This is a genomic window from Planctomycetota bacterium, assembly GCA_026387035.1.
Lineage (GTDB): Bacteria > Planctomycetota > Phycisphaerae > FEN-1346 > FEN-1346 > JAPLMM01.
This window is the reverse complement of the sequence record JAPLMM010000070.1, coordinates 1-16,494: the sequence shown is the minus strand read 5'-3', so window position 1 is coordinate 16,494 and position 16,494 is coordinate 1. Positions and strand designations below refer to the sequence as shown.

The window sequence follows — 16,494 nt, the reverse complement described above, 5'->3', positions numbered from 1 at the left end:
TCACGCCAATCGTGCGGGCTTCTCCCGAAGACGTTCCGACGATGCGACGCCCGCTCCCTGAACCCCACACACGGATTTGCCCTGCCTTTCCCGCCCTGTCGGCGGTATGAGGACCGGTCGAGACATCCGGCCGGTCAAGTTGCCCGGTTCCCTTCTTTTGACAATCGGCCGGCCCCGGCGTCCGTCCAATTTTTCGCTTCGCCGGTTCCGTTGGCCTCAGACTCAACCACTCGCGGGGCGTTGCGGCCACCCCGTTTCCCCGTTTCCAGGCTCGTTTTCTCCTATCGTACCATGCCGCCCGCCGCGGCGGGTCGGCTCACCTTGTTTCAGTATCGACCAGAAACACAGTCCGCCTGAAACATGATGGGCCCGCGGGTCGGTTCTGTCAAGGCAAAAAGGGCTGTCCCTAAAGGCCGTCCCCCCGCGCCCGCCCGCGCTGTCATCCTGAGAGCAGCGAAGGATCTCGCCGTGGGCCGTTGCCTTTCAATCCGCGATCCGTCGCAGGAAGGATTGTTCCCGGGTCGGTTCCATCGGCCGCTCCCTGTTGGGCTGTCATGCAGGTTGTCGGACGCGCGATGCCCTCCGCTTGAATATCTGCAAAAAAAGTGTTTGACAGGACGGTACGGATCGTTGTACAAAAGGTTCAAGGTTGGGTACTCGGTGCCGGGTGCGTTGCCCGGTCAGCGAGCATCCGAGGCCCCCAAGAGGGCCTGAACGGTTACGAGGAAACAGTATCTGGCACACACGAACTGCTTTCCGGTAAAGGACACTTCCGATGCGCCGAACGCTTCCATGCCGTTTCGTGGCTACATTCGCTGGCAGCCTGGTCTTTGCATTGGCCGGCTCAATGTTTGCCCAACAGGGTCTGGGCATGGAGTCTGAGGCCGGCGGCACGACCGCGGCGGCTTCAGGCGTGAATCTTGCGGCCGCTGCGGAACCCTCCAGTTCTTATGTTTCCGGAGATATGACGCTCACGGCACTCCACGATGGTCATGATCCGGAAAACTCGCGTGATCGCCGCCGCGGATCATACGGCAACTGGCCCAAAAAGGGCGCCCAGTGGGTTCAGTACGACTGGAGTCAGCCCATCAGCACCGGCAAGATCGCTGTCTACTGGTGGAATGATGGCAGCGGCGTCCGCCTGCCTAAAGCCTGTCGGCTGCTCTACTGGGACGGCAAAGACTTCGTCGCAGTGGGCAATCCGTCGGGCCTGGGGGTAGCGGAAAACCAGTACAACACGACGACCTTTGACGAGGTCCGCACGTCCAAACTCAGGCTCGAGATCGACTCCGACGGCGACTACTCTACCGGCATTCTGGAGTGGCGAGTTTACGACACGGGCAAGTCGCCCGACTTCCCGCCATCGGTCGCGGCAGGCGTCGACCGCGTGGTCGTGCTGGGAGGGAAGACTTACCTGTCCGGCGAGTTGAAGACCTTGGGCAACAAGGGCGTCTCGACGACGCTGGCCTGGAGCAAGGCGTCCGGGCCCGGGGAGGTTGCTTTCGCCGACGCGAAGACGCTGGCGACGACAGCGACGTTCTCTGCGGTGGGCGACTATGTCCTCAAACTGACGGCCGGCAAGGACCCGTTGAGCGCCTCGTCCACTTTGGCGGTCAAGGTGGTTCCGCCGCCGCCCGCGACCCACCTCGATCCGATCGATACCAAGCGCTACACGATCGCCAATCCTCTGTGGAACAGCAGGGCGAAGGCCCTGATCGTGAACTGGATCCCCCACTGCATCAGGAAGATCTCCGACCCGGACCTGCCGCAAGGCGGCATCAACAACTTCGTCGACGCAGCCAGCAAACTGGCCGGGAAGCCCCATGGGAAGCACCGGGGCTACGTGTTCTCCAACGCCTGGGTCTACAATACGATCGAGTCGATTTGCATTGCCCTGATGATCGATCCCCGGGGCGATCAAGAGATCGTCAAGGCCCAGGAGGCCATGAAAGCCACCCTGGAGGACTGGATCCCCAAGATCCTGGCGGCCCAGGAACCTGACGGATACCTCCAGACGGTCTTCACGCTCACCGACCGCGAACGTTGGTCACCCAAGCACAGGAGGGATCACGAGGGATACGTTGCCGGCTATCTTCTCGAGTCGGCCATTGCCCACTACCTGATGACGAACAGGACCGACGCGCGGCTGTACCAGGCGGCTAAGAAACTCGCGGATTGCTGGTACGACAACCTAGGCCCCGCGCCGAAGAAGCCGTGGTACGACGGCCATCAGGCCATGGAAATCGCGCTGGTGCGCTTCGGGCGGTTTGTCAACCAGATGGAAGGTGAAGGCAAAGGCGACAAGTACATCGGACTGGCGAAGTTCCTGCTCGACTGTCGGGGAGGGGGCAACCCGTACGACCAGAGCCATCTCCCGGTCGTCCAGCAGTACGAGGCGGTCGGACACGCCGTGCGAGCCGTCTATTCCTACGCGGGCATGGCCGACGTCGCGATGGAAACGGGCGACGCCGACTACCGCAGCGCCGTCATGTCGATCTGGGACAACCTGGTCAACCGGAAGTACTACGTCACCGGCGGCGTCGGCAGCGGCGAAACCTCGGAAGGCTTTGGGCCCGACTACTCGCTGCGCCACAATGCCTACTGCGAATCGTGTTCCAGTTGCGGCGAGATCTTCTTCCAGCACAAGTTGCATATGACGTATCACGACGCCAGGTATGTGGACCTGTACGAAGAGACCCTTTACAATGCCCTGCTTGGCTCCGTTGACCTGGAAGGAAAAAACTTCTACTACCAGAACCCCATGGATTCGAACCGCCTGCGTTACGACTGGCACGGCTGTCCGTGCTGCGTCGGCAACATTCCCAAAACCCTGCTGATGCTGCCCACCTGGACGTACAGCAGGAGCGCCGACAGCCTTTACGTCAACCTCTTCATCGGCGGCACGGTGAAGGTCGAGGGCGTCGCCGGCACCGACGTCGAGATGGTTCAAACCACGGACTATCCCTGGAGTGGCGAGGTTTCCATCACCGTCAATCCTGCCGTGGAGAAGAACTTCAGCGTCAGGGTCCGAGCGCCGGACCGCGGCGTCAGCAACCTGTATGCCGCCACACCCCAGGCCGACGGTATCACGTCGATTTCGCTCAACGGTTCCAGGATTGACCCACCCATTGACAAAGGGTATGCCGTCATCACCCGGACCTGGAAAGCGGGCGACAAGATCGATCTGGTCCTACCGATGAAAATCCAGAGAATCAAGGGAAGCGAGAAGATCGCCGCGACTCGCGGCCAGGTGGCCCTGCGGTACGGTCCGCTGATCTACAACGTCGAGAGCGTTGACCAGGATCCTCTCAAAATCCTCCCTCCTGAGTCTGCCTTGAAGACCGAGTGGCGGGGCGATTTGCTGGGTGGCGTGATGGTCATCAAGGGCGTCTGGGCCGACGGCTCCCCCTTGATGGCAATCCCCAATTACGCCCGCTGCAATCGGGCGCCCGTTGCCCCCGAAGGTAGCGCAGGCGATCGCCGCGAACTCCGTTCATCCGTCTGGTTGCGGGATCAATGAGCAACGGACAAGGGCACGCTTGCCGGACGGCGCGAGGCTCGAGGCCCGGTTCCGCAAGGACCTCCCGGGCGGATGCTTCTTGCGGGATATTCCGGGGGACATGTACCTATTTCCGGCATTTCCGCCCACCCCATCCTGCAGCCTGTCCCGACCCCTCGGGACTCCCCCCGCTTTGCCGCCTGCCGTTCACTCCGCAATTATGCTGTTTCTTTGTCAAATGCGAGATTCCCCGCCGACCCCGAATGCCGCGCCCACGGGTGTCTTGTCGGGCGCGCGGCCGGGAAAATCGGTTTTCGGATTGGTTTTCGTGTTGTCCGCCGGGCCGGCGTATCGTACATTTGAGGCGGGGAGTAAATCGTCATTTCCTGTGAAGGAGTTTTCCCATGCGGCGATGGACGGCGAAGCGGCGTTCGCGACCTGCGGTCTCAATCCCGGCGCGCCGGGACTCAAGCCTGCCGTTGAAGCGGCGGGGGGAATCCTTCGATCCCGGCCCCAACGGGGCGAGCGCGCCGGGACTACGCCGTGGCAGGCAGGGGGAAAAGCAGGATGGGGTGGACGGAAATGCCTGTCGCCGGAAAGCGGGAAAGCGAAATCAGTATTGCGTCCCCCGAATTACTCTGAAAAAGTAAGCATGTCCCCATTTTTCCCCCATTTTTCCCCAACCGTGGTTTTCGGGCAAATCAGCCTCCGAAAGAAGTTGTGATCAGACGCCGCGGAGGCTACCATAAGTGATGACAAGGATACAAGCTACGCTGCCAGATGGCGGGCACGAAAAACGACGGACCAGTACACGGGTGCAAGCAGTTTCGCGTGATCTACACACGCCCGGCCTGGGGTGGTAGAATTATGCGCCGTCGCGAGTGCCGGCACTGCGGCAAGCGGGTAGCCGTCTGGGAGCGTGTCGTGCCTTAGATGTGGCGCTGGCGCGGCAATTGGGCAAAGTGTTGCGGATGGCATCGCCGATACTTACAATGTCTAAGAGGGCGGCGCTTTCGGCCGTTGGGCTGGAGAAGAGCATGGCTACGGCAGAACAACTCAAGGCTTTGGTGCGGAGTTACACTGAAGGTGATGAGGACCGTTTCTTTGCCGTTGCCATGCAGATCGCAGCCCACGCGGCTCGCACAGGCAAGGAGAAGCTGGCCAAAGAGCTTCAGGCTCTTGTTGACGAAGCAAAGAAGCGCAGGCCGCTCGAGACTCGCCCACGCTCCGTTTCCATTGTTCGCCCCGATAGCGCCTTGGCGGGCTTAGTAACAGCATCTTTTCCCCAAACCCGTCTCTCGGACATGGTGTTATCCAAGGTCACCCGCGGTCATTTGGATCGCGTCGTGCTCGAATACGGGGAAGCTGACCGGCTCTTTGCCTACGGGCTTTCCCCAAGACGCAAGCTGCTGTTGGTCGGCCCCCCCGGATCGGGCAAGACGATGACAGCATCCGCTTTGGCTGGCGAGTTGAGCCTGCCCCTCCTAACCGTACAGCTTCATACTTTGATCTCACGTTTTATGGGTGAGACCGCTGCCAAACTCCACTTAGTCTTCGACGCGATGTCCCGCACGAGGGGCGTCTATCTCTTCGACGAATTTGATGCCATTGGCGGACGGCGAGTTGCCACAAATGATGTCGGAGAGGTTCGACGCATCCTGAACTCGTTCCTGCAATTTCTAGAGCAGGACGGCTCGGGCAGCATCATTATTGCGGCGACCAACCTCGTGGGGATGCTGGATGAGGCCTTGTTCCGACGCTTTGATGACGTGGTCCGATACGACCTGCCTACTACAGAGATGGCAAAGCTGCTGATCCAAAACCACCTTGCGGCGTTTGATGTTAGGAACTTGGCATGGGATATCCTTCTGCCCGGCACGCGGGGGCTAAGCCACGCGGAGATCACGCGTGCGTGCGACGACGCCGCGAAGGACACCGTGCTTGCGGATCGATCAGCCATTACAACTGAGAATCTTACCGCTGCGTTGGCCCAAAGGGCGCACCAGGAGTAAACGGGGGGCAACGCAGGATGGCGAAGCTGCGTCATATTCGGGTGGAACGCACGCCATCCGCAGAGCAGTACACATACCCAAGACCAGTCGTTGTGGCCAGGTTTCGTTGCCCTCCGCGCGACCGGGCAATCCATGCGCAGCAGTTAAGGCGGCAACTCCAGGGTGCTGAGGCCTCAGCGGCTGCCTTGCACCCGGAGAGGGCCGCCGAGGCGTGTAGCATTGCGGTGGAGTTCCGCGGCGACCCGGATTTTGAACTCATGCTGGATAGTCTGGAGAATCGTCAGCAGGGAATCGAGGTCGCTAGCGTCCACAAAGAGGACAATGTTTCGGTTGCGACTGTCCATGTTCCGCCTCGCAAGATGTCCTTTCTCCTTAACAGAATCGCCAAGTATGAAACCGAGAACACCAAGTCTGGGAGGCCCAAGAACGCCAATCTTGTGGAAAGTATTGCTAGTGCTAGGCTGGCTGTCGTCAGGTCGTTCTGGACTGACGAGGCAGGCCTGTTCCCGCAAGACGACCAGGCCATCTGGTGGGAAGTGTGGCTCCGTTGTCCTCGCGGGCAAGAGGGCGACCAGATCGTCTCAGCATTCCGGCAGGAGGCGGTCGCGCCGATCAAGTTGGACTCGCGCGTAGTCAGGTTCGAGGAGCGAGCCGTCCTTCTGGCGTGGTGTGCACCGCGAGATTTGGGTAACCGTCCCGGGCTAATGGACAATCTGGCGGAACTTCGGAAGGCGAAGGAACCCGCTGGGCCCTATGTCGAATTGACGCCCGCTGAACAGGCCGAGTTAGTTCACGAACTTCTCAGTCGAGTAACGGCGCCTTCAGTGGACGCCCCGGCCGTCTGTGTCTTGGACACCGGCGTGGATTGGGAACACCCGCTGCTCGCGCCTGGTATAGACCAATCATCAGCGTTCGCGGTGGATCCGAACTGGCTAACCAACGACCATGACGGGCATGGTACGGAGGTTGCGGGACTCAGTCTCTATGGCTGTTTGACACAGTTGCTGCCGACCACATTATCTATCGAACTTACGCATCGACTGGAGTCTGTGAAAATACTGCCACCCCGCGGCGTCAATGATCCTGCGAACTACGGAGCCATCACCCAAGAGGCCGTGGCGCGAGCCGAGAGGGCGTTTCCTGACCGTGGGCGTGCGGTGTGCATGGCGGTTACCGCAGACGACAGGGACTGGGGATACCCGACACTGTGGTCGGCCGCGATAGACCAACTGTGCGCGGGGGAACTCGACGACGTCCGAAGGTTAGTGTTCGTCTGCGCAGGCAATGTCAGCGACCTCATGGACGCCGGTTCAGGCTATCGGTACCCGCAAACAAATCACCGTCGAGGCATTGAAGACCCCGGCCAGTCATGGAATGCCATTACCGTAGGCGCCTATAGCGATCTGGTAAGCATTCGCGCAGCAGACCGCCAAGGCTGGCGCCCCCTTGCCCCTAAGGGTCTGTTGTGCCCAACAAGCAGGACTTCTGTATCATGGGACCGCGAATGGCCCATCAAGCCTGATGTCGTAATGGAAGGAGGAAACAGGGCAATTGACGGGGGCGGGCGCATCGACGCTGCAGACGATCTGTCCTTGTTGACCACGGCTAGGCTTGTTTCTGGACGCTTGCTTACCACCTTTGGTGACACAAGTGCTGCTACCGCGATGGCGGCCCGCATGGGTGCCATCATCCAGAGCAGGTATCCGTCCCTTTGGCCTGAGACTGTCCGCGGGTTGGTGGTCCACTCTGCCGAATGGACTCCAGAGATGGTGGCAGAGTTCCCTAACCCGCAACGGATACGTCGTCTCCGGTGCTATGGCTGGGGGGTGCCGAACCTGGAGAAGGCGCTCTGGAGCGCCGAAAACGCAGTAACGCTTATCTACGAGGGGGACCTTCAGCCCTTCGACAAGGTTGACGGACAGCCCGGGACCAAGGACATGCACGTCCACGCGCTGCCTTGGCCAGTGGAGGTTCTTCAGCAGTTCCCAGCTGAGACTGTAAGAATGCGTGTGACGCTGTCTTACTTCATCGAGCCAAGCCCGGGTCGGCAAGGCTGGACGCGGAGGCACCGCTATCAGTCGCATGGGCTACGATTTGATGTGAAACGTCCGACGGAGTCCCTCGACAACTTCCGTGGGCGGCTCAGCCGCGAGGCGCGAGAAGAAGAACGGGAAGAGGGGCCGGAGGAAGACACCGTCTCTGTAGCGCAGGGCGGAAGTCAACCGTGGGCACTTGGTCCTAAGTTGCGTGCTCGTGGTTCAATTCATTCGGATTGGTGGCAGGGTTCGGCAAGCGACCTGGCTGCCAGCGGGTATGTCGGAGTATTCCCCGTTACCGGTTGGTGGCGAGAACGGCACCACTTGGGGAAATGGGATCGCCGAGCACGTTACAGCCTGATTGTCTCGCTCGAGACCTCTCGAAGCGATATCCGCCTTTACACTTCCATTGCCGCCCAGGTTGGGATTGCAGTCCAGATTGAGGCGTAGCGGCAGTGGCGATTGCGTTGTAGCCTGTCTGGCGTTGTCGCGGCGCGGGAGAGGAAACGCGGCGGGTGGGGACACCCGCCGCGCGGTGTTTTTCGGCGAACGGCGCATGGGGATTATTCGGCCCCGGCGACCTGGACGTCGCGGATGCGAAGGGTGGGCATCGCGAGGCCGGGCTCGATCCGGGCGTCGCTGGAGACGGCATCGAGGTTCCCGAGGAGGTCGAAGATGTTGGCGCCGATCATGGCGCTTTCGACGGGGTGAACGAGTTCGCCTTTGCGGACGAGGAAGCCGAAGTCGATGCTGGCGGAAATGTCTCCGCTGGCGGAGTCCGGCCGGATGTCGCCGCTCTCCAGGTAGATGCCGTCCTGGACCTCGCGGAGGATTTCGTCGGCCGGCCTTTCGCCGAGCGCCGGCTGAAGGTTCGTCGGGCTGATGCCGCCGGAGTGGGTTCCGTGGCCGGTGCTCTTGGCGCCGGCCTTGCCGGCGGTGTAGGAATTGTGCAGGAGGCTGGCGAGGGTGCCGCGGTCGATGATCGTGAGCCGCCGGCGGCGCGTGCCTTCGCCGTCGTGTGCGCCGGACCGCATGCCGCGAGGCACGAGCGGGTCGTCCACGACGGTGAGGCACGGGCTGGCGATGCGCTCGCCCAGTTTGCCGCAGAGGTAACTTCGGCCGCGCTGGATGCTCTCGGCATTGGCGGCGGCGACGACGGCCCCCACGAGGCCGTAGGCCGCCAGCGGGCCGAGGACCAGCGTCCGCCGGCCGGAGGCGATTCGTTTCGCGCCGAGGAATCGGCGGGCGCTGCGGACGGCGCTGTCGGCCACCTTTTCGAGCGCGCAGTCGGCCAGGAACCGGCCGAAATCGAACTCGTAGAAGTACCCCACGTCGCCGTTTCGTTTCAGGACGGCCTCGATGGAGGCGTCGATGCGCGTCCCCTCGGTCACCAGCGCGACGCCCGTCGAGGAGGCGAGTGCCCCTTGGCCGACGACCAGGCCGACGTGGCCGGCCAAGAGGACGTCGGGCTCGACGGCGCGGCCGGCCTCGATATTGGCCGCCGCGATGCGGACGACGTCGGCGACGCCCATTCCTGCGATGGCGTCGTCGAATCGTCCCTCGACTTCCTCCGCCGGGTCGGGCTGGGGGAGGGCGACGAAATCGGGGTCCGCCGTCGCCTCCTTCGCCAGGGCGACCGCGCGCTCGACGGCCTCGTCGATGTCGCGCGGGTCGGTGCCGCTCACGCTCATGTATCCCATGCCGCCGCGGACGAACGCGCGGACGGCGACGCTTTCGCCCTGACCGGCGTCGGCGGCCTTGATGCCGCTCTTCTCGATCGAGACCTCGATGTCGCGTGCGCTGCCGGCGGCGACGTCGCACCACTCCGCTCCGAGGGCGCGGGCCTTCGCGACGGAGCGCTCGCAAATCCCGAGATAGTCCTCGCCCGGCGTCATCGGTCTCGCTGGCCTCCTACGACGACGTCGCGGACGCGGACGTGCGGCCCGCCGCAGTCCGTCGGCGCCGATTGCCCGTCCTTGCCGCACATCCCCGGCATCTTCATCTCGAAATCCGATCCGACCGCGTCGGCGTTCTTCAGCGTGTCGAGCGTCAGGCTGGAGATGGAAACGTCGCGCAGCATTTCGCCGACGCGCCCGTGCTCGATCCGGTGCGCGAGGCCGGCATGGCAGATGAACTGGCCCTTCTCGACCATCACGTAGCCCCAGTGGCCTTCCTCCAGGTAGATGCCCCGCTCGACGCCGCGGATCATCTCCTCGAACGGCACGTCGCCGGGAGCCATGAACGTGTTCGTCATTCGCGGGATGGGCCGGCAATCGTAACTTTCAGCGCGGGCGCTGCCGGTCGGCTCGGCGCCGAATTTGGCGGCGGTTTCCAGGCTGTGCAGGAGGCCGACGAATCGGCCTTTCTCGATGATGGGTCGTCGTCGTCCCGGCGTGCCTTCGCTGTCGTAGGCGAAGGAACCGAATTCGCCCGGCAGGGTCGAATCGTCGTAGATTGAGACGGCCGGGGCGGCAATCGTCTCGCCGAGGCGGCCTTCGAGGATGCTCTGGCCGGCCCAGACGTGGTCGGCCTCGGCGTTGTGGCCGAGGGCCTCGTGCACCAGCAAGCCCGTGATCGAAGGGTGAAAGATGACGGTGAATCGGCCGGCGGGTGCGGTCCCGGCTTCGAGCAGCGCGAGGGCCTTCTTCGCGGCCCGGACGCTGAACTCCTCGGGCTCGGTCCGTGCGAGGAGTTCCGCGCCGCCTGCGATGCCCCGGTTTTCCACGCCGCGCTGGAGCACCTGGCCGTCGGAGGCCACCATGAACGCCGTGCAGACGGCCCGGCACGAGGTGCTCCGGATGCACGTGCCGGCCGTGTTCACCAGCACTTCCTCGCGCAGGCCGTCGGAGTAACTGACGACGGAGTTGACGATCCGTTCGCCGCCCGCTGCGCGTCCCGCGCGCTCGTACTCCATGAGGCGTGCCGCCTTTTCTTTGATGGTCATGGCGGCGGGGTGGATTTCGGGTTCGGCGATGTCCACCGCCACGACGGGCTCGACGCGCGCGATCATGGCCGGATCGCTGACGAAATTTTGAGAGGCCCTCGCCAGGGCGAGCGCGTCGTCCAGGCATTGTTCGGCTCGGGCGCGCGCGAGGCTGTCGGCCGACGCGAATCCCCACGAGCGCCCCACGAGGACGCGGACGCCGATCCCGCGGTCCAGGGCCCCCGAGAGTTTGTCCGCCCGGCCGTCCTGGACGAGGAAGCCGGACGCGCGGCGATGGAGGATGCGGACGTCGGCGAAATCGGCGCCCCGCTTCCGCGCCAAATCGCAGAGATGTCGGGCGAGGTTTTCCATGGCGATCGGCGTCCCTATTCCGCTCCGTCTCGGGGGTCAGTTGGAAGGCTTCGGATTCCCCGGCGGAGCGGCCGGCGGGGCGGGCTCAAACAGGAGCCGCAGCGCGCCGTCGTTCAGGCCGGCGGGAACTGTGTAGATGAATGCCAGCTCCTCCTGCTGCGACATCTCGGCGAAGCGGAACGCGGCGCCGTCCATCAGGTAATGCCCGCGGACCTTTTCCTCGGGGATTCCGAACCGCAGATTCCGCGGCGTCGTCTCGGACGGCGTCATCCCGGCGCGGTGCTCGATTTGAGGGTCCGGCCGGCCCAGGCGGGCCAGGCCGTACACGAGCGGGTTCGTGAATCGCTGCCCGCGCTCCGCCATCAGGACGAACTGACGGGTGTCCACGCTCACGGGCGCCACGCGCGCCGGCGAAAGGTCGAGGGTGAGAACCAGGAAAATCTCGTGCTCTCCTCGCCGCACGTCGGGGAAATCCGCCACCTGTTCCGCGCGCTCCAGCCGCACGATCCGGATCGCCACCGCGTCCGACCGGAGCACGTGCCCGCGATTCAGGGCCATTCCCGGCAACTGGCCGGGGCCCGTCTGCCCGACCACTTCCACCGGCTCGCCGGGGAGCGGACCCTGAGCGACCCCCGTTCGCCACTGCACGTACTGCCATCGGCGGTACCAGTGGTAATAGAGCATGTCGTCGGCGTCGGGACGAGGCCGCGCGGCGGGGCGGGCCGCCTTGGTCCCTTCGGCCGGCGCGGGCGCTTGGCCCGAATCGTCCCTGGGCGGCGGATAAAGTTCTCCGTAGCGGTTGAAGAGGCGGCATTCCTCGGACCCGAGCGAGTGGGCCGACAGCCAGCCGAACAGCGCCAGCGTCCCGCGGTCCCAGCGAAGCCACAGCCGGTCGCCTTCCGTCACCATCTTGCCGTCGTATTGGAACGGGGAGTATCCGAGGATGCTGGGCGGCATCGGGAGCATCTGAACCAGCACCAGGCAGAGGCCGACGGCCAGGTACCCGGCCGCGAAACCCAGCACGGCGCCGCCGAGGCTGTCCGCCAGGGACGGAAAGGCTGGCTCGTTCTTGAAGAGAGTCTCCGTCAGCACGCGCAGGCCGAGGAACACGACGCAGAAGATCGCCCACAAGGCCAGCGCGTCGGCCGCGTAATACCACACGGTCCGCGGATTGTCCGTGCCGAGCATGCCCCCCGCCGGACCGAACAGGCCGAAGGCCGCCGCCCCCGCCAGGATGCATGCCGCCAGCGTCATCCCCGCGCGGAAAACGCCATGAACGGCACACATGTACATCACGGCGGCCGTGCACGCGAGCGCCAGGACGTTCAGGATTACCAGCATGGGTTTCCCCTTCTAAGTCGTCTGCTTGACGGCCCGGAGGACTTCCTCGATGCTGGTGCGTCCGGCGACGACCAGTGCGAGGCCCTCTTCCTGGAGGTTGCGCATCCCGCTCTTGCGTGTGTGGGTCCGGACGTCGGCCACGTTGGCCCCGCGGCCGATCATCGCGCGCGCTTCGTCGTCGATCGCCATCAGTTCGAAAAGGCCCGTCCGGCCGGCGTAGCGCACGTTGTTGCATCGCGGGCAGATGACGGGCTTGCCTTTTTCCACCGCGATGCTCTTCGGCGGGCGGTACAGCACGTCCACGCGCTGGCTCGCCAGGTTCGCCTTCCGCAGGAACTCCGGATTCGGCCGGTAGGCCTCCTTGCATACCGGGCAGAGGTCCCGCACCAGGCGTTGATTCACCACCAGCGAGAGGCCCGCCGCCAGCGCCTCCGGCGAGGGAACGAGCGCGAGGAGCCGCGAGAGCGCCTGGCCGGCGTCGCTCGCCCGCAGGCACACCAAAACCGTTTGCTGCCGCGACGCTTCGGCCAGCGCCGCCGCCACCTCCGGCGACGAAAGCGAATCCACCGCCACCACGTCCGGCGCGAGCCGCAACTGCCCTCGCACCGCCGCCGCCGCCGACGCCCCGTCCTCCTGCGAGAGCGCCACGTGCTGAACGTTCTCCACCTCGAGGTCGATGTGCGGCTCGAATGCCACGACGGTGTTGATGTACCGGTCGAAGTGCCTCAGGCACGCGTGCAGCGTCGTCGTCAGGCCCGAGTTTTTCGGCGCCGACACCAGGATGATGCCCGGCCGCTTCGCCAGCGCCTCCGAGAGCGCCTGGACCTGCTCCTCCGACAGGCCGAGGTCCCCGAGCGCCATCCGGCTGCCGGCCAGGTCGATGACGCGAACGGCGATCTGCTCCCCGTGGACCGACCCTTGGGTCTTGACTCGCAGTTCAAACGTCTGGCCTCCGACCACCGCCCGCGTGCGGCCTTCCTGGGGCTTGCGGGTTTCTTCCGGGTTCAGGCCCGCCAGCCGCTTCAGCGCCGCCGGAATCTGCTCCGCCACGGGGCCCTCCGGGTCGCCGCCCGAGATCACTTGGCCGGCCACCCGCAGGCGCACCTGGGCCTTGTGGCCGCGCATGAGCACGCCGACGACCGTCGCGTGGCGTACGATGGCGTCGAAAAAGATGCGCTCGACCTCATGGGCGCCCTGGCGCTGCGCCTCGTTCGCCGCGGGCAGCCGGATCGGCATGTCGTCCATGCCCATGAAGATGATGTCGCGTCCCACGCCGACGACGGGCCCCCGCTCCTCGGATTCCGTCGGCTTGCCCGTGAGGCGCGCCCGCAGGCGCGCCAGATGTGCCTTCGTCAGGACCCTCAGGTTTGGTATCACGAGGTTGTTGCGGTGCATGACGTAGGTGATCGCCGCCCCGGCGAACAGAATGAGGCCGAGCGGCAAGCCGATGAAGAACAGCGGCACCAGGACGGCCGCCGCCAGGCCCGCCAGGCCCCCGGCCAGCACGACCGCGCTCCACAGCGGCTCGTTCGTGCCGACGAGGCGAACGTCCAGGAAGGTCCAGTTGACGACGTAGAATACCACCGCCGAGAAGATCGCCAGCAGAAGGATCTGGGGAATCCCAACCGCGCGCAAGCCAAGGAACGCCGGCTGCGGCGGCTCGATGCCGACCTCGTGCGACGCCGTTTCCTGGGCCGACGCCGGCGACCCGAGCGCCATTGCCGCCAGGGCGACCCCGACCGCCAGGGCCAGCGCGCATCGGGCCGTCGCCCCGAAGCGGGGTGCGGACTTTTCGTTCCGCCCACTCACATCGCACCTCCCCTGGAAGCAATCCCCCGGACCGCCGCCTTCAGCGCCTCGGGATTCGGCGCCACCTCGTACGCGACCCGGACGTCGACGTGTCCCTCGCGCACCAGGCGGACCAGGTCCTGCGTGAAATCGTGCATGCCGAGCCCCGTGTCGCCCGTGATGAGGTCGGCGACGCGGTCCTCGCCGCCCTCGCGGATCAACTTGCGGACCATCGGCGTCGAGATGAGGATTTCCGTCGCCGGGAGCCTGGGCGTCTCCGGTCTCGCCCCCGCGAGAAGTTTCTGGCAGACGACGCCCACGAGGTTCGACGCCAGCGTCTGGCGCACCACCTCGTGTTCCTCGACCGCAAAGAGGTCCAGCATCCGGCGGATCGCCCCTACGACGCTCGAGGCGTGGACCGTCGTAAAGACCAGGTGCCCCGTCTCCGTCGCCCGCAGGACGCTCTCGCACGTGTCGCGGTCGCGGACTTCGCCGACGAGCACTACGTCCGGGTCCTCCCGCATCAGGTACTTCAGCGCCAACTCGAACGTCGGGACGTCCGTCCCGATCTCCCGCTGGTTGACGAACGCCTCCTTGTCGTCGAACAAAAATTCGATCGGGTCCTCGATCGTGACGATGTGGCATCGTCGCCGGCGGTTGATCCACTCCAGGCACGCCGCGATGCTCGTCGATTTGCCGCACCCCGTGATCCCCGCAAAGACCGCCAACCCTTGCGGCGCTTCGCAGATCCGCTCCAGCGTCTTCGCCGGCAGATTCAGTTCCCCGAAATCCGGAATGTGCCGCGTCACCCGCCGCGCGGCGACGCTCGTCTGCCCGCGCTGGCGGAACGCGTTGATGCGGAACCGGTCGCCCCCCTCCAGCGTGTACGAGAAGTCGGCGCTGCCGGTTTCCTCGAACTCGCGCCGGACGCGCTCGTCCATGACCTCGCGGACGAGTTGGAGGATCTCGTCGGCCTCGAGCGGAGCCGAGTCGGTGAAATAAATCTGGCCCTCGACCCGCAGGGCCGGGGGCTTGCCGGCCTTCAAATGCAGGTCGCTCGCCTGGCGCTCCAGCGCCAGCCGGCAAAGGCCCTCGAGATGCCGTTGCTCACGCGGTTCGACCAACGCGCTCGCCGCTACCTTTCTAGTCCTACAGCGCCACTTGACCCTTTGCGCGGTGGGTCTCCGCACCCACCGCGCGAGAAATAGCATTCTTGGCCCGTGGCGCGGCGTCCCGGCGGGACGCCGCGCAAAGTGGCGCTTTCTAGGCCGCCGACCTCGCCGGACGCACGGGCACCCCCGCCCGCGCCATCGCTTCCTTCACCTCGCGGATTGCGTGCCGGCGGAAATGGAAGATGCTCGCCGCCAACGCCGCGTCCGCTTGGCCTTCCGTCAGCACCTCGACGATGTGCTCGGGCGATCCGCAGCCCCCGCTCGCAATCACCGGGATCGACACGGCCTGGGCCACGGCCCGCGTCATCGCAATGTCGTATCCGTTCTGCGTGCCGTCCGCGTCCATGCTCGTCAGCAGGATTTCGCCCGCCCCCAGCGCCTCGACGCGCCGGGCCCACGCGACGGCCTCCCGGTCCGTGGGCACCCGCCCGCCGTTGATGTGGACGCGCCAGACCTCGGCCCCGTTCTCGACGACGCGCTTGGGGTCGATGGCCACGACGATGCACTGGCTTCCGAAGCGCTTCGCCGCCGCCGTCACGAGGCTCGGGTCCCGCACCGCTGCCGAGTTGATGGAGACCTTGTCGGCCCCGGCCTTCAGGAGCCCGCGAATGTCCTCCAGGTTCCGCACGCCGCCGCCCACGGTGAGCGGCATGAAGACCTGCTCCGCCGTCCGGCGAACCACGTCCACCAGGATGTCCCGCTGCTCGTGGCTCGCGGTGATGTCGAGGAACACCAGTTCGTCGGCCCCGTCGGCATCGTAGCGGGCGGCCACCTCGACCGGGTCCCCCGCGTCGCGCAGGTCCACGAACCGCGTCCCCTTGACGACGCGCCCGCGGTCCACGTCCAGGCACGGAATGACGCGTTTGGCCAGCACCCGGCTCTCTCCGCTCAGGTTCCCGGAAGGCGGATTATACCGGACCGCCGGCGCCGCTTGCAAGAAACACCCGCCCGGGCCGGTTCCCCCCGGCGCCGCCTCCGCAGGTTTTTCCTTGAAACCCACCCCCTCGGCGAAGCATAATCGGGCATCGGAAGACGTGTCACTTGGTCGGCTCTTTTCCGTTCCGCGCTAGGAGGAGGCTCCTATGGTTCTCAACAGGCAAAATGTCTTTGGCATCATGGTCTGCTTGGCCCTGGCGGGCGCACTCGCCGCCGGCGGGTGCGAAGACCCCGCCAAGCGGTTTAACGACGCCGGCCTCCAGGCCTACTACGCCGGCAAGAACCACGCGGCGCTGTCGGCCTTCGAGGAGGCCATGGCCGCCAATCCCGATGTCGGCGAATACTACTTCAACGCCGCCATGGTCGAGCAGGCGCTCGGCCACCTGGACCGCGCCCTGTTCCTCTACGACATGGC

Annotated in this window: 10 protein-coding genes; 4 read left to right on the top strand and 6 right to left on the bottom strand. The window is 65.0% G+C overall.

Features of this window, described 5'->3' with window-relative positions; genetic code table 11:
* Positions 1–871: 871 nt before the first annotated feature.
* The 3 genes from NTX40_02280 (at position 872) to NTX40_02270 (ending at position 7,997) form a co-directional block, all read left to right on the top strand.
* A complete protein-coding gene (locus NTX40_02280) occupies positions 872–3,520 on the top strand; it encodes a glycoside hydrolase family 127 protein (protein MCX5647914.1) in 2,649 nt (882 codons plus the stop codon).
* A gap of 1,016 nt (positions 3,521–4,536) precedes the next feature.
* Positions 4,537–5,511: an ATP-binding protein gene (locus NTX40_02275; GenBank protein MCX5647913.1), complete on the top strand. Its 975-nt coding sequence runs from the start codon at positions 4,537–4,539 to the stop codon at positions 5,509–5,511.
* Between the two features lie 224 nt (positions 5,512–5,735).
* On the top strand, positions 5,736–7,997 hold the full coding sequence (locus NTX40_02270) for a S8 family peptidase (GenBank protein ID MCX5647912.1): 2,262 nt from the start codon (positions 5,736–5,738) through the stop codon (positions 7,995–7,997).
* Between the two features lie 113 nt (positions 7,998–8,110).
* Here NTX40_02270 and NTX40_02265 read toward each other — a convergent pair whose 3' ends face one another.
* From NTX40_02265 to hisF, 6 genes are all read right to left on the bottom strand, one after another.
* Positions 8,111–9,442, bottom strand: coding sequence for a TldD/PmbA family protein (locus NTX40_02265; GenBank protein MCX5647911.1), 1,332 nt, complete (start codon positions 9,440–9,442; stop codon positions 8,111–8,113).
* Positions 9,439–10,842 carry a TldD/PmbA family protein gene (locus tag NTX40_02260; GenBank protein ID MCX5647910.1) on the bottom strand — a complete coding sequence of 468 codons (1,404 nt, stop codon included), beginning with the start codon at positions 10,840–10,842 and terminating at the stop codon, positions 9,439–9,441. Before NTX40_02260 ends, NTX40_02265 begins: the two co-directional genes overlap by 4 nt.
* A 36-nt stretch (positions 10,843–10,878) precedes the next feature.
* The gene (locus tag NTX40_02255) at positions 10,879–12,183 is read right to left on the bottom strand and encodes a CvpA family protein (GenBank protein ID MCX5647909.1); all 1,305 of its coding nucleotides are present in this window, start codon (positions 12,181–12,183) and stop codon (positions 10,879–10,881) included.
* A gap of 12 nt (positions 12,184–12,195) precedes the next feature.
* Positions 12,196–13,992, bottom strand: a complete 1,797-nt coding sequence (locus NTX40_02250) for an ATPase, T2SS/T4P/T4SS family (GenBank protein MCX5647908.1) — start codon at positions 13,990–13,992, stop codon at positions 12,196–12,198.
* Positions 13,989–15,095: a PilT/PilU family type 4a pilus ATPase gene (locus NTX40_02245; GenBank protein ID MCX5647907.1), complete on the bottom strand. Its 1,107-nt coding sequence runs from the start codon at positions 15,093–15,095 to the stop codon at positions 13,989–13,991. The genes NTX40_02250 and NTX40_02245 overlap by 4 nt, the downstream gene beginning before the upstream one ends.
* Positions 15,096–15,234: 139 nt before the next feature.
* The gene (gene hisF, locus NTX40_02240; GenBank protein ID MCX5647906.1) at positions 15,235–16,017 is read right to left on the bottom strand and encodes an imidazole glycerol phosphate synthase subunit HisF; all 783 of its coding nucleotides are present in this window, start codon (positions 16,015–16,017) and stop codon (positions 15,235–15,237) included.
* Positions 16,018–16,225: 208 nt separating this feature from the next.
* Between hisF and NTX40_02235 the strand changes: the two genes are divergently transcribed.
* Positions 16,226–16,494: hypothetical protein (locus NTX40_02235; GenBank protein ID MCX5647905.1), on the top strand; the 269-nt coding region annotated here is incomplete at its 3' end.

Bases quoted from the DNA above. Each gene is read 5' to 3' on its own strand.
- NTX40_02280 (MCX5647914.1), top strand. From the start codon at position 872: ATGGAGTCTGAGGCCGGCGGCACGACCGCGGCGGCTTCAGGCGTGAAT.
- NTX40_02275 (MCX5647913.1), top strand. From the start codon at position 4,537: ATGGCTACGGCAGAACAACTCAAGGCTTTGGTGCGGAGTTACACTGAA.
- NTX40_02265 (MCX5647911.1), bottom strand. From the start codon at position 9,442: ATGACGCCGGGCGAGGACTATCTCGGGATTTGCGAGCGCTCCGTCGCG.
- NTX40_02260 (MCX5647910.1), bottom strand. From the start codon at position 10,842: ATGGAAAACCTCGCCCGACATCTCTGCGATTTGGCGCGGAAGCGGGGC.
- NTX40_02255 (MCX5647909.1), bottom strand. From the start codon at position 12,183: ATGCTGGTAATCCTGAACGTCCTGGCGCTCGCGTGCACGGCCGCCGTG.